Consider the following 22,813-nt stretch of genomic DNA (forward strand, 5'->3'; position numbering starts at 1 on the left):
CCGACGCCCGGAACTCATCGGTGGTCGGCGAGGATGAACGGTGTGACCTGGACGTCGCCCTTCCCCACCGAGCCGCCCGCCCTGCCGATCACCGACGGCCCGATCACGGGCGACGAACGCCCGATCCTGGTCGGGATGCTCGCCCGGCAACGGTCCTGCCTGCTCGACGTGTGCGCCGGGCTGACGCCTGCGCAGCTCGCCGAACGCGCGCTGCCGCCGTCGACGCTGTCGCTGCTCGGCCTCGTCCGTCATCTGGCCAAGGTCGAACGGATCTGGCTGCGGCAGCGCGTCGCCGGCGAGGACGTCGCCCCGCTGTACGGCGGGCCGGGAAGCGACAGCGACTTCGACGACGCCGACCCCACCGCCGCCGAGCGCGACGTCGCGGTGTTCGTCGCGGAACTCCCGCTCGCGGACGCCGCCCTGGCCCGCGTCCCCCTCGACCACGAGATCGACTTCCGCGGGCGGGCGATGTCGGTGCGCGCCGTGCTGCTGCACATGCACACCGAGTACGCCCGCCACCTCGGTCACGCCGACATGCTGCGGGAACGCATCGACGGCGTCACCGGGCGCTGACGCCCGCCGCCTCCGTCGCACGCCGGCCGAGCAGCGTCAGGGTGTCCTCCGGGGTGAGCGGATGGAACATCCCGGCCCGGACGTCGCGGTAGGCGCGTTCCAGCGGCGAGGAGCGGAAGAACCCGCGCCCGCCCGCGACCTCCAGTGCGATGTCGACGACCGTCCGCGCCTCCAGCACCACGTGCCGCTTCGCCGTCATGACGGTCGCGAGGGTGTCCTCGTCGACGGTCGGGTCGTCGCCCATCTCGGCGACCGCGGAGTGCAAAGCCCAGCGGGCGACCCGCAGCCGCGCCTGCATCTCGCCGAGCAGCCGGGCCGAGCCGGGCTTCGCGATCCGGCCCGCCTCCTCGGCGGCGCCGCGCGCGATCCCCAGGTAGGCGGCCGCGGCGACCGGCGCGAAGTGCACGGCCGCGGCCAGCAGCGGGCCGGCGAGCACGCCGTAGGGCCGGGTCCCGGTGATCGACGCCGCGGGCACGTGCACCCCGTCGAACACCACGTCGTGGCTGGCGGTGCCGCGCATCCCGAGCGTGTCCCAGGTCTCGACGATCCGGACCCCCGGCGCCGACAGCGGCACCGTCGCGTGCAGCACGACGGCGTCGGGGCCGTCGCCGAGGGTCGCCGACGTCGAGATCGCCCCCGCCACGGGCGCCTGGCTGCAGAACGTCTTGCGGCCGTCGAACCGGTAGCCGCCGTCGACCTCGATGGCGGTCGTGGTGGGGCACACCCAGTCCGACCCGCCGCTGGTGGCGACGACGAGCCCGCCGGCGATGCGGCGCAACGCGGTCTCCGCGTCGGCGGCGCCGCGCCGTCGTCGCCAGCACTGGACGAGGCTCAGGTACAGGTGCATCGCCGCGGCGAGTGCGGTCGCGCCCGAGCGCGACCCCAGCTCCTCCTCGGCGAGCACCACCTGCCGCATGGTGGCGCCGAGCCCGCCGAACTCGGCCGGTACCGCGAGCCGCAGGTAGCCGACGTCGGCGGCCGCGGCGTAGGCCTCGGCGACGAACGTGGCGTCGCGGTCGTGGAGGGCGTCGTGGGCGGCCGCGGCGGCACCGACGTGCGCGGCGAGCGCGAGGACGTCGGCGTCGGTCGGAGAGGTGGTCGGCGTGAGAGTCGATGTCATGGGAGTGAGCGTCCGGCGGATCGGACGACGTCGATAGTTCCCAATCTGAACCGGTCGGAGGACCATGGCCGCGTGTCCCGGTACGGTCAGTACTGCCCGATCACCCGGTCGTTGGAGGTCCTCGGCGATCGGTGGACGCTGCTGGTGATCCGCGACCTCCTCGTCGGCGCCACCCGGTTCAACGAGCTGGCCCGCGGGCTGCCGGGGATGTCCCGCGGCCTGCTGTCCAAGCGGCTCGACCAGCTCCAGCGGCACGGGCTCGTCGTCCACACCGACGGTGCCTACACGCCGACCCCCGCCTGCGAGGACCTGCGTCCCGTCGTGTTCGGGCTGGCCGAGTGGGGCGCCCGCTGGGCGTTCGGGGAGCCGCGGCCCGACGAGCTCGATCCGATGGTGCTGATGTGGTGGATCCGCGCCGGCATCGACCCGGCACCGTTCGACGGCCGGCGCGCGGTGCTGCACGTCGAGATGCCCGACGCGCGCCGTCGCCGTTTCTGGTTCGTCGTCGAACCGCAGGACGTGTCGCTGTGCCTGACCGATCCCGGGCACGACGTCGACGTGACCCTGCGCTCGTCCCTCGGCGTGCTGTACCAGATCTGGGAGGGCCGGATCGACCTGTCGAGCGCCGCGCGGTCCGGGCTCGTCGACCTCGACGGGTCGCGCGACGCGGTCGGGCGGGTCCGCCGGGCGCTGCAGCTGAGCCCGGTCGTCCCCTACGTGAAGGCGGCGGCCCGGGCCGCGGCCCGCTGACCTCGGGGGTCAGCTGCGCCGGTGCGGGCGCGGCGGACCTCCGCGGCGGCGACGCTTCTGCTCGTACATGGCCTCGTCGGCGGCGCGCCACTCCCCCGGGAACCCGGCGACGATGCTGTACGGCGCGTGCCCAAACGAGCCGGACACGCCCGCGTCCGACAGCGCGCGCGACGCCCGTACCACCAGCTCGGCCCCCTGCTCGGGTGTGCAGCCCACCGCGATCACGCCGAACTCGTCGCCACCGAGGCGGGCCAGGACGTCACCGGAGCGGACCGTCGACGCCAGCGCGCGTGCGGCCCGCAGGATGTACTCGTCGCCGGCCTCGTGCCCCCAGGTGTCGTTGACGGCCTTGAGGTTGTCGAGGTCGATGACGACGACGCTCGCGGAGTCGCCGAACCGGCGGAACCGGTGCTCCTCCTGCGTGAGGAAGCGGTTCCAGCCGCGCCGGTTGAGCAGGCCGGTCAGCGGGTCGACGTCGGCCTCGCGGCGGGCGATCTCCGCGGCCCTCGCCGCCGACGTCGCGCCCAGGTCGGCCTCCAGGACCGACGACAGCAGGCTCGACAGCAGGTCGGGCAGCGGTATGTGGGCCCGCAGGCCGTCGGGCTTCGTCGCCGGGTCGAAGCCGCAGACCGTGCCGAACAGCGTCCCGTCGGGCCAGACGATCGGGGTGCCGACGTAGGCGTTGATGTCGAACGGGAGCTCGCCGGCGATGCGCGCGTAGGCCGGGACCCCCGCGACGTCGGGCGCGATCCGCGGGGCGTCGCCCGCCACCATGACGCGGCACATCGAGTCGCTGAACGGCAGCGAGGTCCCGTCGCCGACCTCGTAGGAGTCGCCACGCACAGTGAGGATCAGCTGGCGTCCGTCGACGATCCGCGTGACCGCCCATGTACCCATCGGGATCGCCGTACACAGATAGTCGATCACGCGTGCACACGCCGTGTCGAAGCTCCGGGTCGGCTGCAGAGGCGGCGCCACCTGCAGTGACGCGCCACCGTCCGATCCCGTGGCCATCGGCTCGAACAATAACCCGATCGGGTCGTCGGCGCGCAGAGCCCTTCCCCCGGACGCACGAGAGCGCGCACCGGCGCATCACCGCCAGTACGCGCTCCCGGTCACCACGAGCCGGTCAGCTGTTGCAGTAGTCGTAGCTGTCGTCGCAGCCGTACTTGTCGTCGTCGCACTTCGAGTACTTGTCGTCGCAGTCCCACTTGTCGTAGTCGTCGCAGTCGTTCTTCTTGTCGTAGCACTCCTCGTACTTCTCGCGGGGCTCCCAGCAGTTCTTGTCCTTGTAGCCGCCGCCGTAGCCGCCCCAGTCGCTGTCGTCGCGGTCCCACTTGCTGCTGCTGTGACACTGGCTCTTGAACATTTCAGGCCTCGTTTCCGTCTCGGGTCTTTCCCGTTGTCCGAGCTGTTGCTCCGGTGACAAGAACTTTGCCCGTTTGCCCAGGTCACGACGACCGTGTCGGCCCCCCACCCGGCGGAGCGCACCCCCGTCCTCCGCCGGGGGCCAACCCCACCCGCGGACCGTTCGTCCCTTCTCGGCGCTCTGTCCGACCGCTACCGTCCGACCGGTGCCGGAACGGCGTGCCAGCGCTGGCCGGGCGACGGTCGCCGGACGGGTGGCCGCCGCCCGACGCGGCGCGTTCGTCGGCAGGCACCGGGAGCTGGAGCTGTTCCGGCAGGCCGTCGAGCTGCCCACCGGCGTCGAACCACCGTTCGCGGTACTGCACGTCCACGGGCCCGGCGGGATCGGCAAGAGCGCACTGCTGCGCATGTACGGCGACGTCGCGCGGGCCGCGGGGGCGACCGTCGTCCGCATCGACGGCCGCGACACCCCCGACCCGCGCGCGATCCGCGACGCCGCCCGCGCCCCCGCCGACGGCAGGCTGGTGCTGCTCGTCGACGCCTACGAGCTGCTGGGCCCGCTCGACGGCTGGGTGCGCGAGGAACTGGTTCCCGCCCTGCCCGGCGACGCGCTGACCGTCCTCGCCGGCCGCGAGCCGCCGTCACAGGGGTGGCTGGACGACCCGGCCTGGCGGGCGCTGTCCCGGGTCGTCGGGCTCGGGCCGCTCGACGCCGACGAGGCCGCCGGCCTCCTCACCTCCGCCGACCTGCCCGCCGGGACCCGCGCCGAGGTGCTGGCGCTGGCCCGCGGCCACCCGCTGGCCCTCACCGTCGCCGCCGAACTCGCCGCCGGGCCCGGCCACGGGACGCCGGTCGTCGGGCCCGCTCTGCTGGAGACGCTCGTCCCACGCCTCGTCGACGCCGCGCCCGGCCCGCGGCACCGCGACGCGCTGCGCGTCTGCGCCACCGCCCGCACGACCACCGAGGCCCTGCTGCGCGACGTGGTCCCCGACGGCCACGGCCCCGGCGCCGGCGAGCTCTTCGACTGGCTGCGCGCCAGGTCGTGGGTCGAGGTCGGCGACCGCGGGCTCGTGCCACACGATCTGGTCCGCGACGTCCTCGTCGCCGACCTGCGCTGGCGTGATCCCGACGCCGCCGAGTCCCTCTACCAACGGCTGCGACAGTGGACCGTGGAGCGCGTCCGGACGGCCTCGGCCGGCACCCGGGAACAGGCGATGCTCGACCTGCTGTTCGAGTTCCGGCACACCCGCCGCATGGCGACCTGGTACGACTGGTCGACGTTCGGCCTGGTCAGAGGCCGACCCATCGAGCCCGACGAGCTCCCCGCGCTCCGCGAGATCGTCGTCGGACACGTCGGCCCGGAGGCCGCGGGGGCGGTGCTCGCCTGGGTCGACGAGCAGCCCGGCGGCGTCGTCGTCATCGGCGACCGCGGGCAGGTCGACGGCGCGATGGTGTCGATCACGCTGCACGACGCGAGCCGGCGCATCCTGCGTACCGACCCCCTCGCCGCCCGCGCCCGCGAGTGGGCGTGCAGCCGAGGTCTGCGCCCCGACCACGAGGTCACCGCGGTGCGCTTCCTCGCCCACCGCGAGCACGCCGAACGCCGGTCGCCGATGCAGGACGTCGTGTCCGTACGGACGATCCGCGAGGTCGCCACGCGGTCCTGCCTGGCGTTCGACATGGCCATGACCGCCGACCCCGCCTTCAACGGCCCGCTCCTGGAGACGATCGGGTTCGCCCGCATCCCCGAGCTCGACGCCGTCCAGGGCACCCGAGAGACCGCCACCTACGTCCTCGACGTGCGCACGCGGCCGTCGAACTCCTTCAGCGACATCGTCGGCGGCCCCGCCCCGGGCCCTGCCGGCGTCGACCCCGACGCCGTCCGGGCCGCGCTCCGCGACCTGCACCGGCCGGACCGGCTCGCCGCGTCCGGGCTGGCCACGACCACCGGTACGACGGGCGACGACCTCCGCGCCGCCCTGCTCACCGCGATCGACGCCCTGCGCGCCGATCCCCGCGACGCCCGGCTGCACCGCGTCCTCGACCGGACCTTCGTGCGCCCCGCCGGCACCCAGGAGAAGGCCGCCGAGGTGCTCGGCCTGCCGTTCTCCACCTACCGACGCCACCTCGCCGCCGCCATAGTGCGGGTCGCCTCGCTCGTCGCCGCGGCCCTCGTGGACAGGAACTGAGCAGTTCCTAGTCTGGCAGGTGAGCAGCGGGCGGCGGGACCGTCCGGTCTTCCACGACACAGGAGGTCCCGATGCCCGCACACGCCGTCGTCCTCGGAGCCGGGATGGCCGGGCTGCTCGCCGCCCGCGTCCTGTCGGAGACGTTCGACCGCGTCACCGTCCTCGACCGCGACACCCTCCCCGACGGCGCCGAACCACGGCGCGGGGTTCCGCAGGGCCCCTTCCCCCACGCGCTGCTGCCCCGCGGCCGCCAGATCCTCGACGACCTGTTCCCCGACCTCGTCGACGGTCTGCTGCGCGACGGCGCGACCGAGGGTTCGGTCGAGCGCTTCCGGTTCCTGCTGGCCGGGACCCGGTTCGCCCGCTTCTCCGAGGGCGGGTCGCTGCTGGCCGGCCGGCCCCTGCTGGAGGCGCACGTCCGCGCCGCGGTCGGCGCCCTGCCCGGTGTGACGATCCTCGACCGCCGCACCGTGCTGGGCCTGGTCGCCGATCGGGGACGCATCACCGGCGTGCAGGTCGATCCCGGCGGTACCGTCGCCGCCGACCTGGTCGTCGACGCGAGCGGCCGCACCTCCCGGACCGACGTCTGGCTCGAGGACCTCGGTTTCCCCGTGTCGCCCGGGGAGTCGGTGCGCGTGGAGGTGGCCTACACGTGCGGGCGGTTCCGCCTCCGCGACGACGCTCTCGACGGCGACCACGTCGTCCTCGTCTCCGGCGTCCCGGGCAACAGCCGCAGTGGTGCCGTGTTCCCCGTCGAAGGCGGCGAGCACCTCGTCTCCCTCAGCGGGACGTTCGGCGAGCACGCCCCCACCGAGCTCGACGGGTTCCACCGGTACGCGGCGACGCTCCCCTTCCCCGACATCGCCGACGCCCTCGGCGGCGCCGAGCTGCGCGAGCCGTTGCGCACGATGCGGTTCGTCGAGAACCGGCGACGCCGCCCCGACACCGTCGACGGTCCGCGCGGGCTCCTCCTCGTCGGCGACGCCCTGTGCTCGGTGAACCCGGTCTACGGCCAGGGGATGACGATGGCCGCCCTGCAGGCCGAGGAGCTGCGCCGGATCCTCGCCCGCAACCCCGACCCACACCCCCGCGGCACCCACCGGCGCCTCATGCGGGCGACCGCCGCCGGCTGGGACAACGCCGTCGGCGCCGACTCCGTCGACCCCCGCGTCGAGGTGCACCACGGACGTGCCGACAGGCTGATCGGCCGGTGGGTGGCCCGCGTCCAGCGCGCCGCCGGGACCGACCCCGTCGTCGCGCGCGCCTTCATCCAGGTGACCGGCCTGGTCGACCCGCCGCAGACGCTCCTGCGGCCCGGTTTCGTCGTCCGGGTGCTGCGGGCGACCCGGCGCGACGGTGCACCGCGGGTCACCGCACCGCCGATGGTCAGCACCGGGTCCGGGACCTGACCGAACGGTCAGGGCGCCCCGCGGCTCACACCACGGCGTGCATCCCGCAGTCGGGCGCGACCAGCAGCTCCGCCGACGGCGTCGCCGGCCCGTTCACGAGCACCGGGCAGCGGCAGCCGAGTTCGACCGTCTCACCCGTGCCGGGCCTCGAGTTGATCGGGATGTGCTCGCCACCTGCGGCGATCCCCCGCGTGTCCTCCGGATTCCCCATGACGGTCCAACGAGGTCGACGGGCCGCGCGTCACCGCACCCCCCTCGATCGGGTGGCGTGTCACGTCACCCGGCCGGCGGGAGTGCCGCCGCCCCGGAGAGCGCTGAGACGGCTGAGAGGTCCATCCCGCCCGACGGACATCCGTCGGCCCCGGATGGCAGGCTCGTCGGGGTCATGACGAATCCTGCGGTGCCCCGGACGTGAACACCCGCACCTCCTCCGGGCTGGGCCTCGCCGTCGCGTCCTCCGCCGCGTTCGGCCTGTCGGGGCCGTTCGCGAAGTCGCTGATCGACGCGGGCTGGTCGTCGGCGGGCACGGTGCTGGTGCGCATCGGCGGCGCCGCGGCGGTGCTGCTGGTGCTGCTCGCGGCGACCCGCCCCGGGGTGCTGCGGGCGCTGCGTGCCGACGGGCCGGCGCTGGTCGTCTACGGCGCACTCGCGGTCGCGGGTGTGCAGGTCGCGTTCTTCAACGCCATCCGCTACCTGCCGGTGAGCGTCGCGCTGCTGCTGGAGTACCTCGGGCCGGTCCTGGTGATCGCCTGGGTGTGGCTGGTGCGCCGGCAGCCGCCGGGGCGGCGGACGATCCTGGGCGGGCTGATCGCGATCGTCGGCCTGCTGCTGGTCGTGCAGGTGTGGTCGGGTGGCGCGCTCGACCCGGCGGGCATCGCGTGGGGACTGGCCGCCGCCGCGTGCCAGGCGTCGTACTTCCTGCTGGCCGACCGGGCGACCGAGACGCCCCCGATGGTGCTGGCGGGCGTCGGTATGACCATCGGGACGGCGGTCGTCGTCGTGCTCGGGCTGGTCGGTGTGCTGCCGATCGTCGTGACCGCACCGACGGCGGGGCCGGTGCTGCTGGCGGGCGCCGAGGTCGGCTGGCCCGTCGCGGCGGCGTTGCTCGTCCTGGTGTCGACGGTCATCGCCTACCTGACAGGTGTCGCGGCCATCGAGCGGATCGGCGCGGCGCGCGGGTCGCTGGTCGCACTGCTGGAGGTCGTGGTCTCGACGATCGCGTCGTGGCTGCTGCTCGACCAGCTGCCGGGGCTGTGGCAGCTGGCCGGCGGGGTGCTGATCCTGCTCGGCATCGTGTTGACCCGGTCGGGCCCGACCGCGACCGCACCGGCCGACCCGCCGCCGATCGTCGACCCCGCCCCGCACGACGAGCGGACCCCAGGATGATCCCGTCAGCTGACGCCACGGGCACGAGCCCGGGACGCAGCCGCACGACGACGGGCCTCGCGCTGGGGCTCGTCTCGGCGGCGTCGTTCGGGGTGGCGGGCCCCGTCGCGAAGGCTCTGATCGACGCGGGCTGGTCGTCCGCGGGCGCGGTGCTCGTGCGCATCGGGGGCGCCGCCCTCGTGCTGCTGGTCGTGCTCGCGATCGCCCGCCCAGGGGTCCTCGCCGCGCTGCGAGCCGACGGGCCGGCGCTGCTGGTCTACGGCGCGCTGGCCGTCGCCGGTGTGCAGGTCGGGTACTTCTCGGCGATGCGGTACGTGCCCGTCGCGGTCGCGCTGCTGCTGGAGTACCTCGGCCCCGTCCTGGTCATCGTCTGGGTCTGGCTGGTGCGCCGCCGGCCGCCGAGCCGGATGACGGTGGTCGGCGCGGTCCTGGCGGTTGCCGGGCTGCTGATGGTGCTGCAGATCTGGTCGGCCGGTGCGCTCGACTGGCGTGGCGTCGCGTGGGGGCTGTTCGGCGCGGTGTGCTGGGCGTCGTACTTCCTGGTGGTCGACCGGGCCGGGGCGCGGACGCCGCCGCTGGTGCTGGTCGGTGTCGGCATGGTGATCGGGACGGTCGTCGTGGCCCTGTGCGGGCTCGTCGGGATCGTGCCCGTCGTCGTCGCGATCCCGCCGGACGGTCCCGTCCTGCTGGCGGGCGCCGACGTCGGCTGGGTCCTGCCGGCGGCGGTGCTCGCGCTGGTCTGCGCGCTGCTGGCCTACGGGGCGGGCGTCGGCGCGGTGTCGCGGATCGGCGCCACGCGGGGGTCGCTGGTCGCGCTGCTGGAGGTCGTCGCGTCCGCGCTGGTGACGTGGCTGCTGCTCGGCGAGCTGCCGGGACCGTGGCAGCTCGCGGGCGGGGCGCTGATCCTCGCGGGCGTCGTCCTCACGCGGACGCGCCCGGAGGCGGAGCCGCGCGCCGCGGCGGAAGGCGACTCACTTCCCTGACGATGTCGATCCCGGCACGGGTGCCGCCCCACTCACCCCGCGTCGCGGGAACGACTCCGCCGGCCGTTGACGTCCGACCCCGCAACGACAGGAGACCCGGCCCCCGAGGGGGCCGGGTCTCCTGCGTACTACGAAGGGAACGTCAGAGCGCGCGAACGCCCTGGGCCTGCGGGCCCTTCTGACCCTGGCCGATCTCGAACTCGACGCGCTGGCCCTCTTCGAGGTTGCGGAAGCCACTGCCCTCGATCTCGGAGTAGTGCACGAACACGTCGGCGCCGCCTCCGTCCTGGGCGATGAAGCCGAAGCCCTTCTCGCCGTTGAACCACTTCACGGTGCCCTGTGCCATTTGCCTTCTCCTGAACTCTGAACTTCGAGCGGGTCGTGCGCCGGTCCTCCGGGGAGGGCCGGTGTCATGCGGTGGAGCGGGCCAGCCGCTCCAGGCGTACCGGGGTGGGCCAACGGACCGAGTCGGCCCATCGGAGTTTTTCGAACACCCAGATGACGCGCGCCGAGATGTCGATCTGGCCCCGGCGCACGCCATGTCGCGCGCACGTCGGGTCGGCGTGATGGAGATTGTGCCAGGACTCGCCCATCGACAGAATCGCGAGCGGCCACACATTGGTCGAACGGTCGCGACTGGCGAACGGACGGTCGCCCAGGACGTGGCAGATCGAATTGATCGACCAGGTCACGTGGTGCAGGACGGCGACCCGGACGAGGCCCGCCCAGACGAACGCGGTGGCCGCGCCCCACCAGGACATGCTGATGAGGCCGCCGAGCAGTGCCGGGGCGAGCAGGCTCGCGAGGGTGAGCAGGCCGAAGCGCCGGCTGATCGCGTCGATGTCGCGGTCGGCGACGAGGTCGGGGGCGAACCGGTCGGCGTTGGTGCGCGCCGGTTCGAACAGCCAGCCGACGTGCGACCACCACAAACCCTTGGCCAGCGCCACGGGCGACGTGCCGAAACGCCACGGGGAGTGCGGGTCGCCCTCCTTGTCGGAGAACGCGTGGTGGCGGCGGTGGTCGGCCACCCAGGTCAGGACGTCGCCCTGCAGCGCGAGACTGCCGGCGATCGCCAGCCCGATGCGCAGGGGGCGGTTCGCGTTGAACGAGCGGTGGGTGAACAGCCGGTGGTAGCCGACGGTGACGCCCAGCGCCGAGACCAGGTAGAACCCCGCGGCGAGCCCGAGGTCGGTCCAGGTCAGGCCCCATCCCCAGGCGAGCGGGACGGCGGCGAGCACGGCGAGCATCGGGACGATGACGGCGACGTACACGAGCGCGACCTGGCCGTGGGGGCGGCGTCCGTCGAGCAGGGGTTTAGGGCCGCGGCCGGTGGGGACCGGCGCGGTCGCAGTCGTCACGGTGAAGGGTTCTCCTCGGATTCGGGAACTGTCACGGGGCCGACACGTCGACGGCGTGCGGCGCCTCGGGAGCGGCGACCGGTGCGGTCGCGCCGATCCCCCGTGACGGGTCGAACCAGGTGACGGTGTCGCCGACCATGCCGACCTCCTGCCGGGTGTGCGCAGAGTCGACCGGAGGACCCGGGCGCCTGCGCGGCATCGTCGACGGCAGGTGTAGCGCTACGGTGTAGAAGCTACGCCGTAGCGTTCGACTGTCAAGCCGGGGGGCGACCGGTCGAGCCGCGCGACCGGGGGTCCGGATCTCCCGCCGCGGCGACCGGGGAGGGGGTTTCGATGGCTGCCGAGGGGGCGACGGGCACGGCGGGTGGACGCCGGGGCACGCTCGACCGGCGGACCGTTCTCACCGAGGCACTGCGCATGATCGACGCGGACGGCGTCGAGTCGCTGACGATGCGCCGACTGGGACGGGCGCTGGGCCGCGACCCGATGCGGCTCTACCGGTTCGCCGCGAGCAAGGACGAACTGCTCGACGACGTCGTCGAGCTGGTCCTGGCGGAGCTGGAGGTGCCCTCACCGGCCGCGGCGTCCGACTGGGAGGCGGTGCTGCGCCGGTGCGCGCACAGCTTCCGCGAGCTGGCGCTGGCCCATCCACACACGGTTCCGTTGCTGGTCACGCGGCCGCTGAGCACCCCGCTGGGGCTGCGGCCCCAAGGCACGCTGCGCCCGTTGGAGGCGATCCTCGACCTGCTGATCGGGGCCGGGTTCGACCCGAAGGGCGCGTTGCACGGCTACCGGCTGTTCATGGGGTTCCTGCAGGGGCACGTGCTCAACGAGGTGCAGGAGCAGGTGGCCGACCCCGACGAGACCGACGACCTGCTCCGGCTCGGCCTGCACCGGCTGCCCTCCAAGGAGTTCCCACGGATCCGGGCGCTCGCCCACGAGCTGGCGACCTTCGACGGCCGCGCCGAGCTCGACGAGGGCCTCGACATCGTGCTGGCCGGGCTGGTCCAGCAGCTCCGCGCAACGACCTGACGGGCACGTCGCACGACGTCAGCGCAGCTCGGGGAAGGTGATCTCCGAGATCGCGACGCGGTCCGACGCCGGCTGCGCCCCCACCGGCCGGCCGGGATCCGTGGTCAGGATCGTCACCGTCACCGTCGACGTCTCGGCCGCGCGGAACCGGACCGTCTGCGGCTCGCGGCGCGTCGGCGACGAGTCCAGCGACACCGACGTCGCCGGCCCGGACCCGGTGTCGATCGTCATCGACGTGATGCGCCGGTTCTGCGCGTAGCGGTCCGACCCGTCGCCCGGGTCGATCTTCGCGTAGCCGGGGATGATCGTCAGCTCCGAGACCCGCGCCTTCTCCGGCAGCCGCAGGACCAGCTGCCGCCCGGCGCCGTCGCCGTCGCAGCGCCACGCGGTGTCGGGCCTGCCGTCGACGGCGTTGCCCGGTTCGAACGTGGTCGGTGTCCCGTCGGAGGCACGGCTGGGTGCCGACGTGCACGTCGCCGACGCCCGCACCCCGCTCGCGGCCGGTGGCGGCCCGTCGCTTCCGCGCGTCCCGCCCGCCTGCGGGCTCGCCTGGCCCACGACCGCCGTCGTCGGACCACCGCCGCGCAGCAGCAGCGCGCCCGCGACGGCGGCACCCAGGACCAGCAGCACGACGATCCCCGCCGCGATCCGCGCGTCCCGGCCCGGACCCGGCGCGGTCACGCGGCGGCCCGTCGGGCGGGCCTGCGGACACGGGTCACGGCGACTCCCGGGGGTCGGAGGCGCCCCGACTCTACGGTGCCGGCGCGCCCCATGGGTGACGACGACCACGTCCCCGGGATGGGCCCCAGCGCAGGACACACGTCGATGATCGGGGCAGGATCGAGGCGTCGCGACGAGGAGGTCAACGACCGTGAAGACGACTGCTGCGGTGCTGCACGAGGTCGGCAAGCCGCTCGAGATCGAGGAGCTGGATCTCGCCGCACCCGGCGACCACGAGGTCCAGGTCCGCTGGACCCACACCGGCCTCTGCCACTCCGACCTGCACATCCAGCAGGGCGACATGGGTGCCTGGCTGCCGATCGTGCTCGGCCACGAAGGTGCGGGCGTCGTCGAGGAGGTCGGCCCCGGGGTCACCCGGGTGAAGCCCGGCGACCATTTCGTCGCCTCCTTCCTCCCCACGTGCGGCACCTGCCACTGGTGCTCCATCGGCCGGCAGAACCTCTGCGACATGGGCGCCTACACGATGCGCGGGCACCTCCCCTCGGGGAACTGGCCGCTGTCGGGCAAGGCGGGCCGCTACGGGGCCATGTGCATGGTCGGCGCCTTCTCCACCTACGGCGTCGTCCACGAGAGCTCCACCGTCCGCATCGATTCCGACATCCCGCTGCAGGTCGCGGCGCTCGTCGGCTGCGGCGTCCCCACCGGCTGGGGGTCGGCCGTCAACTCCGCCGACGTGCGGCCCGGCGACACCGTCGTGATCTACGGCATCGGCGGTATCGGCATCAACGCCGTCCAGGGCGCCCACCTCGCCGGGGCCCGTCACGTCATCGCCGTCGACCCCACGGTCCTCAAGCGCGACACCGCCATGAGCCTCGGCGCCACCCACGCCGTCGCCACCGCCGAGGAGGCTCTGGAGCTGTCGAAGCAGCTCACCCGCGGTGTCGGCGCCACGTCGGCGATCATCACCGTCGGCAACGTGACGACCAACGTCGTCGACGCCGCGTTCGAGGTGATCAGCAAGTCCGGGACGGTGGTGATCACCGCGCTGGCCCCGTTCAAGGACAAGACGATCACGCTGTCGGGTACCGAGGCGGTGCTGTGGCGCAAGACGGTGCGCGGCAGCCTGTTCGGTGACTGCAACCCGACGACCGACATCCCGCGGCTGCTCGACCTCTACCGCGACGGGCAGCTCAAGCTCGACGAGCTGCTCACCCGCACCTACACCCTCGACCAGATCAACGAGGGCTACGAGCACCTGCTGGCGGGCGAGCTGGTCCGCGGCGTGATCGTCCACGAGCACTGATCGACCCTGTGAGTGGCAATAGTCGCTATAGCGACTATTGCCACTCACAGCAGTCAGCAGGGCAGGCTCATCAGCGGGCGGCCGTCGACGGTGCGCACCTGGACCTCCGCGAGGTCGGCGCGCTGGATGGCCGTGGCGCCCTGGATCGAGGCGCGCCCGCTCGGCGTCGGCCCCCAGGACGCGACGACCTCGGTGTGCCCGTCGTGCGCGGTCGCGAAGGCCTGGTAGCTGCCCGCGGGCGGGAGGCCGCTGAGCGTGAGCTGCAGCGCCGTCCCCCACGCGCGGGCCTCCAACACCCCCGACCCCGACGCGCCGACCCCCGCCACCGCCGCCATCGGTGTCGAGGCGGGTCCCGGTGCCAGCATCGGGACGACCGTGATCCCCAGCCCGGCGAGCGCGGCGACGGCGGCCGCCGCGGTCAGCAGCCGCCACCGTTGGACGGTCCGGCGTTCCCGGCGTCGCTCGGCGCCGACGGCGACGAGCGTGCGGGGCAGGAGGTCGGCGGGCGGCAGGACGAGCCCTTCGCGGGCCTCGTCGGGGGTCAGCCGCCCCAGCAGCCCGGGCAGCGGCGCCAGCGAGGCCAGCTCGGCGCGGCAGTCCGCGCACGTCGCGAGATGGCTGTCGACGGCCACGCGTTCCGCGGGTGCGAGGCTGCCGAGCAGGTAGGCACCCAGCTCCAGCCGCATCGGGTCGTCCCCGGTCACCGCGCCGCCCCCAGTTCCTCCAGCGCCAACCGCAGCGCGCGCAACGCGTAGTAGGTCCGCGACTTGACCGTCCCCTGCGGGATGCCGAGCCGGGCGGCGGCCTCGGCGACGGAGCATCCCTCGTAGTAGGTCTCGACGAGCACGGACCGATGGTCGGGCGAGAGCCGGTCCAGCGCCGCGGCGACGGTCCAGCGTTGGACGGCCTGGTCGAGGGCGTCGTCGCCGGGGGCGGCGGTGGAGTCGAGGGCGGCGTCGTCGGAGACGGTGCGGGGGCGGGCCCGGGCGGCGCGCCACTGGTCGGTGACGAGGTTGCGGGCGACGGTGAACATCCACGCGCGCAGGGCGGCGGGGTCGGCGTCGAGGAGGTCGGCACGACGCCAGGCACGCACCAGCGTCTCCTGCACGATCTCCTCCGCCCGGCCGGGGTCGCCGGTGAGTTTGAGCGCGTAGCCGTGGAGGGGGCCGCCGAGCTGCTCGTAGAGCGTTCGGAGGTACTCCTCCGCCGGGTCCGGCGGACGGCGCAACGCGGTCACCTCCCTGCAGACGGATCGTGGGTCCGACCGGTTCAGCGTGCCGCAGTTCGGGGGGAGAGGATCGCGACGTGACGCGGGCACGGCTGGACGAGCAGGTCGCGCTGGTCGTCGACGCCGTGCGGGCCGGTGCCCGCGAGGGGACGCGGTTGGTGACGGTCGACGGGTTCTCCGGGTCGGGGAAGTCGCGGATCGCGAACGCGGTGGGCCTCGCGCTGGTCGCGCCGGTGCTGAGCCTGGAAGAGCTGTACCCGGGGTGGGACGGTCTGGCGGCGGCGGTGCCGCTGGCCGTCGACTGGATCGCGCGTCCGCTGGCGCAGGGCCGGCCGGCGCGGTGGTGGCCGTGGGACTGGACGCGCGGGGTCCGGACGGGGGCGCGGGAGCTGGCGCCGGTGCCGGTGGTGCTGCTGGAGGGCTGCGGCGCGGGGGCGGCGGCGTTGCGGCCGTTCACCGACGTCGCGATCTGGGTGGAGTGCGACCCGGCGACGCGGGCGCGTCGACTGGCGGCGCGGCCCGACTGGCCGGGCTACGCCCCGTTCCGGGAGCGCTGGGCCGCGCAGGAGAACGCCTGGCACGCGCGGGAACGCACCGCCGAGCACGCGGACCTGGTGATCGTGAACGACTGAGTACCGAAAGCCTGTGAGTGGCGATAGTCGCTATAGCGACTATCGCCACTCACAAGGGTTTTCGTGTGCGACCGGTTCGGCGGTTCCGCGCCGGCCGGGCAGCCCGATGCGGCACGATCCGGTCCCGTGACGACGACCGAGCGCCCGGCCCGGGTGAACTCGCTCTACGTGTTCGCGGGCCTGCTGGTGGTGGCTCTCGTCGCGCGGCCGTGGATCGTGGAGACGTTGGGCGCGCCGGTGGTGCGCACGGTGGCGACGGTGTTCGTCGCGATCTGCGTGCAGGCGTTGCCGTTCCTGGTGCTGGGGGTGCTGGTGTCGGGGGCGATCGCGGCGTTCGTGTCGCCCGCGGCGCTGCGCCGGGTGCTGCCGAGCCGGACGGGCGCGGCGGTGCCGGTGGCGGGGCTGGCCGGGCTGGCGTTGCCGGGGTGCGAATGCGCGTCGGTGCCGGTGGCGCGCAGGCTGATCGGGCAGGGCGTGCCGGAGGCGGCGGCGTTGGCGTTCCTGTTGGCGGCGCCCGCGGTGAACCCCGTCGTCCTGGTGGCTACGGCAGTCGCGTTCCCCGGGGCGCCGGGCATGGTGGTGGCGCGGGCGGCCGGGTCGCTGGCGACGGCGTGCGTCATGGGCTGGTTGTGGCAGCGCGCCGGGAAGGCCGAGTGGATCGCGGAGCGGGTGCGCACACCGGTCGCGCGGGGCGGGAACCGGTGGGCGGTGTTCGCGGAGTCGGCGCGCCACGACCTGGTGTCGGCGGGCGGGCTGCTCGTCGTCGGCGCCGTGGTGGCGTCGTGCCTGTCGGTGCTGGTCCCGGCGTCGTGGACGGCCGGGCTCGCCGACCAGTGGCTGCTCGCGGTGCTGGTCATGGCGGTCCTGGCGGTGGTGCTGGCGCTGTGCAGCGAGGCCGACGCGTTCGTCGCGGCGTCGCTGTCGGCGATGCCGCTGGTGCCGCGGCTGGTGTTCCTGGTCGTCGGCCCGGCGGTCGACGTCAAGCTCGTCGCGCTGCAGGCCGGCACGTTCGGCCGGGCGTTCGCGGCCCGCTTCGCCCCGGCGACGTTCGTCGTCGCGATCCTGTGCGGTCTCGCCGCGGGCGTCGTGGTGCTGGGGGTCCGCTGATGCGCCGCTCGAACGAAGGGGTCCGCTGATGCGCCGCGAGACCCAGCACGCGGTGCTGTTCCTGCTCGGCGCCGCCCTGGTACGGATCGCCGCCGACGACACGTTCCTGCGCTACGTCCGCCCCGCGCAGCGGTGGTGGCTGATCGGTGCGGGCGTGGTCATGGTCGTCCTCGCGGTGGTGGCGACGGTCCGCGACCTGCGCGGTCGCGACGTCCACGCCGCCGACGGGCACGAGCACCGGACGGGCCCGTCGCCGTGGCTGCTGGTGCTGCCGGTGATGGTGATCGCGCTGGTCGCGCCGCCGGCGCTGGGCGCCGACGCGATCGCCCGGCACACACCCACGCCCACCGCAGTCATCGCCGACGTGCCGCGGCTGCCGCCCGGGCCCGCGGAGCTGGGCGTCGCGGAGGCCGTGGCCCGGTCGATCGACGGTTCGCTGGGCGACGGCCGCGACCTCACCGTCACGGGTTTCCTCGCCCACCGCGGCGGCGAGATCGTCGTCGCCCGGATGACGATCGCCTGCTGCGCGGCGGACGCCCGCCCGTACACGCTGCGGGTCAGCGGGCCGGAGGTGGCGGAGCTGCCCGTCGACACCTGGGTGCGGGTGCGGGGCACGGTGGTGGCGCAGGCGGCGAAGGACAACCGCTGGTCGCCGGCGTTGGAAGTCACCGACCTGACGGTGATCCCGGCTCCGGACGATCCGTACGAGTACTGACCCCGGCTCAGTCCGAGCGCAGCGCGACGGTCGCCGACACCCCCGCCGCCAGCACGACCAGCACCACGGCGACCACCAGCCCGGTGACGACGACCGTGCCCGACCCCGGTGGCCCGCCCGAGGTCAGCGCCCGCACGACCGTCCCGACCGGCCGCACGTGCGACTGCGTCCCCGTCACGACGACGACCGTGCCCGCCGCCAGCAGCGACCAGCCGACCTTGCCGATGACGGGCCGCGCGCACAGCAGCCCCACGGCCGTCCCGGTGAGCGCGCAGACCATGTGCCCGCCGAGGCCGAGCGCGACGACGGGCAGCGGGTGCGGGTAGTGCGTCGCGACCATCGGCCACACCACCGAGATCAGCGACAGCAGGACGTCGCCCACCACGGCGAGCGCGAGGATGCCGCCGACGACCCGCCCCACGCCACCCGCCGCGACGACGGTGACGTGCCGCTGGACCGGGTCCTCGGTGTTGGCGACGACGATGCCCAGCCACGCCGCGATCGGGTACAGCGCCAGCGCGGACGCCGCCCAGGGCGCGGGCAGCGGGCCGGGGTCGCCGCCGAACAGGACCGCGAGGATCGCGGCCTGGATGATGACCGGCACGACCACCCGCTGGGAGCGGTACAGGTCGGACAGCAGGAACCGGGAGACGGCGATCGTGCTCACGGCCGGGCCTCCACCCGCCGCCGCGGCGGCGCGGGGACCACCGAGGGCTCCCGCCTGACCGACAGCACCGTCGCCCCGCGGGCGATCGCCGCAGCCAGCACCGCGTCGCCCTCGGCCGACGACACCCGCAGCCGCAGCCGCCACGACGCCGGCCCCGGGCCGGGCACGACCCGCGACTCCGACCCCGGCGGCAGCGACCCCACCGCCGACCGCGGGTCGCCGTCGCCGGCCAGCTCGATGACGGTCACCTCGTCGACCGGGGGTGGCGCCTTCTCGGGCCGTAGCGTGCCGCCGTCGACGCGCAGGATGGTCGCGCCGGTGAGCCGCGGACCGTGCGCGGTGTGGTCGGCGACCAGGACGAGCGTGCCCGCGGCGGCCACCGCGTCGAGACGGGCCGACAGCAGCGGGGACGACTCGGCGTCGAGACCCGACCACGGCTCGTCGAGCACGACCAGACCGGCGCCGCAGGTGAGCGCCTGGGCCAGCCCGACCTTCTGCGCGTTGCCCTTGGACAGCTGCAGCATCGGGGTGCCGGCGCCCGCGGAGAACGACATCTCGGCCAGCAGCTCGGTGGCGTCGCGGACGGCGCCCGGCCCGGCGCCGTGGATGGCGGCGAGGTGGCGCAGGTAGACCCCGACGGGCATGCGCAGCTGCGCCGGGAACCGGTCGGGCACGTAGCCGACGACGCGCGGGCGTCCCACGACCCGGCCCGCCGACGCCGACGCCGCGCCCGCGGCGATGCGCAGCAACGTCGACTTGCCGGAGCCGTTGCCGCCCCGGAGCACGACGGGGCCTCCGGGCTCCAGGTCGAGGTCGATCCCGGCGAGGACCTCCGACGACCGCCGGCCGTACCGCTTGCGCACCCCCTCGAGACGCATCACGCGCTCATCGTGCCCCCGGCCCGGCACCGATCGGTCCCCCGCTGCGCCCGGCGGACGGTCGCGCTGCGCCCAAAGGCGTCGGAAGCCCAAAGGCCGCCGGAAAGCGTGCAAGCCGTCAGAGACGGATCTGGATCCGCTGGATCGAGGCGCTGATCGGGGCGAACAGCTCGCGCCGGATGCGGTTGTGCTCGTCGTCGGCGTCGTAGGCCTGGTAGGCCGCCTCGTCGGCGACATCGACGGTGATCGCGAAGTTCGCGTTCCCCTCGCGCAGGCCGAGGTCGACACCGGTGTGCACGTCGAGCTCGACGCCGGGGACCTGCATCCCACGGATGGCGGCGAGGGCCTGTTCGATCTGCTCGGTCGTCACGCCGTCCTTGACGGTTCCCACCACAACGTTTCGGATCACGCGCCCACGGTGCCACACGCGACCCGCCACACCCACGGGGTGGGGCCAGCCCCACCCCGCACGTCGGGTCAGCCGCTGCGACGACGCCTGCTGGCCCCGCTGTGTTCCCGCAGCCCCGCCGACAGGCTCGATGCATGACGACGCCGACCGCAGCTCCGCCCCGGTCCCCGGCCGCGGCACACCCCGGTAGGGGTCGTGACGTGCTGCTGGACCTCATCCGCAGCGGCGCGATCGCGCTCGTCGTCGTCCAGCACTGGCTGATGCCGGTGATCACCCGCGACGGCGACGCGCTCGTCGCCGGCAACGCCCTGTCGGCGCCCGGTGCGTGGGCGTGGACGTGGGTCGGGCAGGTCATGCCGCTGGTCTTCTTCGCCTCCGGCGCGGCGGGCGCGATCTCGTGGGCGCGGACGAGGGCGAAGGGTGGGGAGCCCGCGGGCTGGCTCGTGGGCCGGCTGCACCGGCTGGTGCTGCCCGTCGCCGCGCTGGTCGTGGTGTGGCTGCCGCTGCCGGTCGTGCTGCTCGCGCTCGGCGTCCCCGGCCAGCCGCTGCACCTCGCGGCGAGCACCGTGCCGCAGCTGTTGTGGTTCCTCGTCGTCCAGCTGATCCTGGTCGCGCTCACCCCGCTGACCGTCGCACTGCACCGCCGCTTCGGGCTCGCCGTGCTGGTCCCGCTCGTCCTGGGCGCGGCCGCGGTCGACGTGCTGCGCTTCGCCGGTGTCCCGCTCGTCGGCTACGTCAACGCGATCCTGGTCTGGGTCGCCGTCCACCAGGTCGGTGTGGCCTACGCCGACGGCCGCTTCGCCGGTCTCGGTCGCCGCGGCGCTGCGCTCGTCGGGGTCGCCGGGCTGGCCGCGACGGCCGCGCTCGTCGGACTCGGGCCCTACCCGGCGTCGATGATCGGGATGCCGGGCGCGCCCGTCTCCAACATGAGCCCGCCGACCCTGTGCCTGGTGACGCTCGCGATCGCCCAGCTCGGCGTGCTGTTCGCGCTGAAGCCCGCCCTCGTCCGGTTCGCGGCGTGGCGGCCCGTGGAGCGCGGCCTCGCCGTGCTGGCTCCGCGCACGATGACGGTGTTCCTGTGGCACATGAGCGCGCTCGTCGTCGGGGTCGGGGTGCTGACGCTCGGCGTCGGCTCGCACACCCCCGACCCGTTCGGGCCGCTGTGGCTGGCCGGGGCCCCGCTGTGGATCGGTGGGCTGCTCGTGGTGCTCGTGGTGCTGGTCCGCGCGTTCGGGTCGCTCGAGTCCCGGTCGACGACGGCCGGCCGCCGCGGCGCCTCCCCGGTCGCGGTGTACACCGGGCTGGTGCTGGCCGCGGGCGGGATGCTCGGGCTCGCCGCGCACGGGTTCGCCCCCCGCGTCGACGCCGGGCTGCTCGCCGTCTTCGCGGAGCCCACCGCGTGGTCGGCTCTCGTCGCGGTCGGCTACCTGGTGGCGACCCGCCCGCTGCCGCTCCGGTTCACAGCTCAGCGCGGCGCGACGCGACCGTCTGGGCGAGCTGCGCGAGCTTGACGTTCAGCGACTGCGACGCCGAACGCAGCACGTCGAACGCCTCGGTCGCGCTGATCCCGCGCCGCTCCATGAGGATGCCCTTGGCCTGGCCGATGACGTCGCGACTGGCCACGGCCTCCTTCAGCTGGGCCACCTCCAGCTCGGCGGCGGTGGTGCCGTGCACCCCGGCCAGCGCGGTCGACGCGTGCGCCGCCAGCACCAGCGCGACGTCCGGGTCGGCGGCGGCGAAACCGTCGACGGCGAACGAGTAGAAGTTCAGCGCCCCCAGCCGGGGGGTCTGCCCCGCCGGGAACAGGCCGACGGCCAGCACGCTGCGCGCCCCCGCGGACGCGGCGGCGGGACCCCAGCGCGGGAACTCGGCGCCGGCCTGCAGGTCGGCGCTCGCGACCAGGCCCAGGCCGGGCGTGCGCGTCGCCTCCACGCACGGGCCCTCGTCGAGGGAGTACTGCAGCTCGTCGAGCCGGGTGGCCAGCGGGTCGGTCTCGACGGGGGTGTGGAACCCACCACTGGACGTCCGCATCGTCACGCTCACCAGGTCCGCCCCGGCGACGACGGCCTTGCCCGCGTCGACGACGCGGCGCAGCACGTCGTGAACCGTGGTCGCCTCGAGCAACCGCTCGGCAAGGCTCACGAACTGACCGGCCAGCAGCCCCGTCGAGGCTCCCTCACGACCCTCGACGAACGCGTAGCGGTCGTTCGCCCAGTCCTGCTCAGTCGCCACGCCACTCCGATCGCCGAACGTCGCGGGCGGAACTCTCCTCCACGCCACCCGGCTCGACAAGGTACCCGGATTCGGTGAACCCCACGACCTCGCGAGTCCTCACCTGCGCAGGCGGTGCACGCCCTGGTAGCCCGATCGGCGGCGTCGGATCGCCAACCACACGACCCCCGCCACGACCAGCCCGACCACGACGTAGCTCGCCGGCCCGAGCCAGCCCTCGACCTGGTCCCAGTGCTCCCCCATCGTCCAGCCGGCCCCGATGAAGACGGCGTTCCAGATCCCGCTGCCGATCGCCGTCAGCAGCACGAACCGGCCGATCGGTTGCCGCGCGAGACCTGCCGGGACGGAGACGACGCTGCGCACCACGGGCACGAAGCGGCCGATCAGCACGATCCAGCCGCCCCAGCGGTCGAAGAGCCGCCGCCCGCGTTCGAGGTCGGTGACGCTGACGAGGACGAACCAGGGTTTCGACGCGAGCCGTTGCAGCCGTTCGTATCCGAGCCCGGCGCCGACGGCGTAGAGGATCACCGCGCCGAGCAGTGAGCCCGCGGTCGCGCAGGCCCAGACCAGCACGACGTCCATGGCGCCCGCCCGGGCCCGGAACCCCGCCAGCGGCAGGATCAGCTCGGACGGGACGGGTGGGATCAGGTTCTCCAGCAGGATGAGCAGCCCCACGCCCACGGCGCCCAGCCGGTCGACGATCGCGAAAATCCAGTCGGCCACCCACCCAAAGTGCCCGATTTGCCTGAATCAAACCTGAGAAGGCGGCGCCCGGACGCGCACGAACGGCACA

Annotated in this window: 26 protein-coding genes; 12 read left to right on the forward strand and 14 right to left on the reverse strand. The window is 74.3% G+C overall.

Annotated elements, in window-relative coordinates; genetic code table 11:
• The first annotated feature begins 33 nt into the window (after positions 1–33).
• Entirely contained in the window at positions 34–573 is a 540-nt protein-coding gene (locus PSU4_RS19330) for a DinB family protein (protein WP_147110266.1), read from the forward strand.
• Here the strand turns inward: PSU4_RS19330 and PSU4_RS19335 are convergent.
• Positions 560–1,693, reverse strand: a complete 1,134-nt coding sequence (locus tag PSU4_RS19335; RefSeq protein ID WP_186817059.1) for an acyl-CoA dehydrogenase family protein — start codon at positions 1,691–1,693, stop codon at positions 560–562. The two genes, PSU4_RS19330 and PSU4_RS19335, sit on opposite strands and share 14 nt — an antisense overlap.
• Positions 1,694–1,765: 72 nt before the next feature.
• Here PSU4_RS19335 and PSU4_RS19340 point away from each other — a divergent pair, with 72 nt between their 5' ends.
• A complete protein-coding gene (locus PSU4_RS19340; RefSeq protein WP_147110270.1) occupies positions 1,766–2,443 on the forward strand; it encodes a winged helix-turn-helix transcriptional regulator in 678 nt (225 codons plus the stop codon).
• 9 nt (positions 2,444–2,452) lie between these two features.
• On the opposite strand, the gene PSU4_RS19345 is transcribed toward PSU4_RS19340, so the two are convergent.
• The gene (locus tag PSU4_RS19345; protein WP_246115218.1) at positions 2,453–3,340 is read right to left on the reverse strand and encodes a GGDEF domain-containing protein; all 888 of its coding nucleotides are present in this window, start codon (positions 3,338–3,340) and stop codon (positions 2,453–2,455) included.
• A gap of 232 nt (positions 3,341–3,572) precedes the next feature.
• Positions 3,573–3,812 carry a hypothetical protein gene (locus PSU4_RS19350; protein WP_147110274.1) on the reverse strand — a complete coding sequence of 80 codons (240 nt, stop codon included), beginning with the start codon at positions 3,810–3,812 and terminating at the stop codon, positions 3,573–3,575.
• Positions 3,813–4,017: 205 nt separating this feature from the next.
• Here PSU4_RS19350 and PSU4_RS19355 point away from each other — a divergent pair, with 205 nt between their 5' ends.
• Complete coding sequence (locus tag PSU4_RS19355; RefSeq protein WP_147110276.1) at positions 4,018–6,000, forward strand: ATP-binding protein; 1,983 nt, start codon at positions 4,018–4,020, stop codon at positions 5,998–6,000.
• Between the two features lie 71 nt (positions 6,001–6,071).
• Positions 6,072–7,409, forward strand: a complete 1,338-nt coding sequence (locus PSU4_RS19360) for an NAD(P)/FAD-dependent oxidoreductase (RefSeq protein WP_147110278.1) — start codon at positions 6,072–6,074, stop codon at positions 7,407–7,409.
• Positions 7,410–7,434: 25 nt separating this feature from the next.
• Here the strand turns inward: PSU4_RS19360 and PSU4_RS19365 are convergent, their stop codons facing one another.
• Positions 7,435–7,620, reverse strand: a complete 186-nt coding sequence (locus tag PSU4_RS19365; RefSeq protein ID WP_147110280.1) for a hypothetical protein — start codon at positions 7,618–7,620, stop codon at positions 7,435–7,437.
• A 200-nt stretch (positions 7,621–7,820) separates the two neighbouring features.
• On the opposite strand from PSU4_RS19365, the gene PSU4_RS19370 reads away from it, so the two are divergent.
• Together PSU4_RS19370 and PSU4_RS19375 are read left to right on the forward strand one after the other, a co-directional pair.
• On the forward strand, positions 7,821–8,795 hold the full coding sequence (locus tag PSU4_RS19370) for an EamA family transporter (protein WP_147110282.1): 975 nt from the start codon (positions 7,821–7,823) through the stop codon (positions 8,793–8,795).
• The gene (locus PSU4_RS19375) at positions 8,792–9,778 is read left to right on the forward strand and encodes an EamA family transporter (RefSeq protein WP_147110284.1); all 987 of its coding nucleotides are present in this window, start codon (positions 8,792–8,794) and stop codon (positions 9,776–9,778) included. Before PSU4_RS19370 ends, PSU4_RS19375 begins: the two co-directional genes overlap by 4 nt.
• Before the next feature lie 142 nt (positions 9,779–9,920).
• On the opposite strand, the gene PSU4_RS19380 is transcribed toward PSU4_RS19375, so the two are convergent.
• Both PSU4_RS19380 and PSU4_RS19385 read right to left on the reverse strand, forming a co-directional pair.
• The gene (locus PSU4_RS19380; protein ID WP_147110287.1) at positions 9,921–10,124 is read right to left on the reverse strand and encodes a cold-shock protein; all 204 of its coding nucleotides are present in this window, start codon (positions 10,122–10,124) and stop codon (positions 9,921–9,923) included.
• 64 nt (positions 10,125–10,188) lie between these two features.
• On the reverse strand, positions 10,189–11,136 hold the full coding sequence (locus tag PSU4_RS19385) for an acyl-CoA desaturase (RefSeq protein ID WP_147110289.1): 948 nt from the start codon (positions 11,134–11,136) through the stop codon (positions 10,189–10,191).
• A gap of 333 nt (positions 11,137–11,469) precedes the next feature.
• Between PSU4_RS19385 and PSU4_RS19390 the strand changes: the two genes are divergently transcribed.
• Positions 11,470–12,168 (forward strand): TetR/AcrR family transcriptional regulator C-terminal domain-containing protein, encoded by a 699-nt coding sequence (locus tag PSU4_RS19390; RefSeq protein ID WP_147110291.1) that lies wholly within the window; start codon positions 11,470–11,472, stop codon positions 12,166–12,168.
• An 18-nt stretch (positions 12,169–12,186) separates the two neighbouring features.
• Here PSU4_RS19390 and PSU4_RS19395 read toward each other — a convergent pair whose 3' ends face one another.
• Positions 12,187–12,849, reverse strand: coding sequence for an NADase-type glycan-binding domain-containing protein (locus PSU4_RS19395; RefSeq protein ID WP_147110293.1), 663 nt, complete (start codon positions 12,847–12,849; stop codon positions 12,187–12,189).
• 190 nt (positions 12,850–13,039) lie between these two features.
• Here PSU4_RS19395 and PSU4_RS19400 point away from each other — a divergent pair, with 190 nt between their 5' ends.
• Entirely contained in the window at positions 13,040–14,152 is a 1,113-nt protein-coding gene (locus tag PSU4_RS19400) for a Zn-dependent alcohol dehydrogenase (RefSeq protein WP_147110295.1), read from the forward strand.
• Between the two features lie 53 nt (positions 14,153–14,205).
• Here PSU4_RS19400 and PSU4_RS19405 read toward each other — a convergent pair whose 3' ends face one another.
• A complete protein-coding gene (locus tag PSU4_RS19405; RefSeq protein WP_186817060.1) occupies positions 14,206–14,856 on the reverse strand; it encodes an anti-sigma factor family protein in 651 nt (216 codons plus the stop codon).
• Positions 14,853–15,380 carry a sigma-70 family RNA polymerase sigma factor gene (locus tag PSU4_RS19410; RefSeq protein WP_147110300.1) on the reverse strand — a complete coding sequence of 176 codons (528 nt, stop codon included), beginning with the start codon at positions 15,378–15,380 and terminating at the stop codon, positions 14,853–14,855. The genes PSU4_RS19405 and PSU4_RS19410 overlap by 4 nt, the downstream gene beginning before the upstream one ends.
• 77 nt (positions 15,381–15,457) lie before the next feature.
• Between PSU4_RS19410 and PSU4_RS19415 the strand changes: the two genes are divergently transcribed.
• The 3 genes from PSU4_RS19415 (at position 15,458) to PSU4_RS19425 (ending at position 17,834) form a co-directional block, all read left to right on the forward strand.
• On the forward strand, positions 15,458–16,012 hold the full coding sequence (locus PSU4_RS19415) for a nucleoside/nucleotide kinase family protein (protein ID WP_147110302.1): 555 nt from the start codon (positions 15,458–15,460) through the stop codon (positions 16,010–16,012).
• A 126-nt stretch (positions 16,013–16,138) separates the two neighbouring features.
• A complete protein-coding gene (locus PSU4_RS19420) occupies positions 16,139–17,119 on the forward strand; it encodes a permease (RefSeq protein ID WP_147110303.1) in 981 nt (326 codons plus the stop codon).
• A 28-nt stretch (positions 17,120–17,147) separates the two neighbouring features.
• Positions 17,148–17,834 (forward strand): TIGR03943 family putative permease subunit, encoded by a 687-nt coding sequence (locus PSU4_RS19425; RefSeq protein WP_147110305.1) that lies wholly within the window; start codon positions 17,148–17,150, stop codon positions 17,832–17,834.
• A gap of 7 nt (positions 17,835–17,841) precedes the next feature.
• On the opposite strand, the gene PSU4_RS19430 is transcribed toward PSU4_RS19425, so the two are convergent.
• The 3 genes from PSU4_RS19430 to PSU4_RS19440 all read right to left on the reverse strand — a co-directional run bounded on the left by PSU4_RS19430 (position 17,842) and on the right by PSU4_RS19440 (position 19,788).
• The gene (locus PSU4_RS19430) at positions 17,842–18,501 is read right to left on the reverse strand and encodes a hypothetical protein (RefSeq protein ID WP_147110307.1); all 660 of its coding nucleotides are present in this window, start codon (positions 18,499–18,501) and stop codon (positions 17,842–17,844) included.
• Complete coding sequence (locus PSU4_RS19435) at positions 18,498–19,379, reverse strand: ABC transporter ATP-binding protein (RefSeq protein WP_246115222.1); 882 nt, start codon at positions 19,377–19,379, stop codon at positions 18,498–18,500. The genes PSU4_RS19430 and PSU4_RS19435 overlap by 4 nt, the downstream gene beginning before the upstream one ends.
• A 118-nt stretch (positions 19,380–19,497) precedes the next feature.
• Positions 19,498–19,788, reverse strand: a complete 291-nt coding sequence (locus tag PSU4_RS19440; RefSeq protein WP_147110310.1) for a Dabb family protein — start codon at positions 19,786–19,788, stop codon at positions 19,498–19,500.
• A 200-nt stretch (positions 19,789–19,988) separates the two neighbouring features.
• On the opposite strand from PSU4_RS19440, the gene PSU4_RS19445 reads away from it, so the two are divergent.
• Entirely contained in the window at positions 19,989–21,299 is a 1,311-nt protein-coding gene (locus PSU4_RS19445; RefSeq protein ID WP_222596326.1) for an acyltransferase family protein, read from the forward strand.
• Here PSU4_RS19445 and PSU4_RS19450 read toward each other — a convergent pair.
• Entirely contained in the window at positions 21,247–22,020 is a 774-nt protein-coding gene (locus tag PSU4_RS19450) for a GAF and ANTAR domain-containing protein (protein ID WP_147110312.1), read from the reverse strand. The genes PSU4_RS19445 and PSU4_RS19450 overlap by 53 nt on opposite strands.
• A gap of 99 nt (positions 22,021–22,119) precedes the next feature.
• A complete protein-coding gene (locus tag PSU4_RS19455; RefSeq protein ID WP_246115219.1) occupies positions 22,120–22,743 on the reverse strand; it encodes a DedA family protein in 624 nt (207 codons plus the stop codon).
• Between the last annotated feature and the right edge of the window lie 70 nt (positions 22,744–22,813).

Source organism: Pseudonocardia sulfidoxydans NBRC 16205 (assembly GCF_007989085.1).
In the GTDB taxonomy this organism is placed as follows: domain Bacteria; phylum Actinomycetota; class Actinomycetes; order Mycobacteriales; family Pseudonocardiaceae; genus Pseudonocardia; species Pseudonocardia sulfidoxydans.

Bases quoted from the DNA above. Each gene is read 5' to 3' on its own strand.
- PSU4_RS19330 (WP_147110266.1), top strand. From the start codon at position 34: ATGAACGGTGTGACCTGGACGTCGCCCTTCCCCACCGAGCCGCCCGCC.
- PSU4_RS19335 (WP_186817059.1), bottom strand. From the start codon at position 1,693: ATGACATCGACTCTCACGCCGACCACCTCTCCGACCGACGCCGACGTC.
- PSU4_RS19345 (WP_246115218.1), bottom strand. From the start codon at position 3,340: ATGGGTACATGGGCGGTCACGCGGATCGTCGACGGACGCCAGCTGATC.
- PSU4_RS19350 (WP_147110274.1), bottom strand. From the start codon at position 3,812: ATGTTCAAGAGCCAGTGTCACAGCAGCAGCAAGTGGGACCGCGACGAC.
- PSU4_RS19360 (WP_147110278.1), top strand. From the start codon at position 6,072: ATGCCCGCACACGCCGTCGTCCTCGGAGCCGGGATGGCCGGGCTGCTC.
- PSU4_RS19365 (WP_147110280.1), bottom strand. From the start codon at position 7,620: ATGGGGAATCCGGAGGACACGCGGGGGATCGCCGCAGGTGGCGAGCAC.
- PSU4_RS19375 (WP_147110284.1), top strand. From the start codon at position 8,792: ATGATCCCGTCAGCTGACGCCACGGGCACGAGCCCGGGACGCAGCCGC.
- PSU4_RS19380 (WP_147110287.1), bottom strand. From the start codon at position 10,124: ATGGCACAGGGCACCGTGAAGTGGTTCAACGGCGAGAAGGGCTTCGGC.
- PSU4_RS19390 (WP_147110291.1), top strand. From the start codon at position 11,470: ATGGCTGCCGAGGGGGCGACGGGCACGGCGGGTGGACGCCGGGGCACG.
- PSU4_RS19425 (WP_147110305.1), top strand. From the start codon at position 17,148: ATGCGCCGCGAGACCCAGCACGCGGTGCTGTTCCTGCTCGGCGCCGCC.
- PSU4_RS19435 (WP_246115222.1), bottom strand. From the start codon at position 19,379: ATGCGTCTCGAGGGGGTGCGCAAGCGGTACGGCCGGCGGTCGTCGGAG.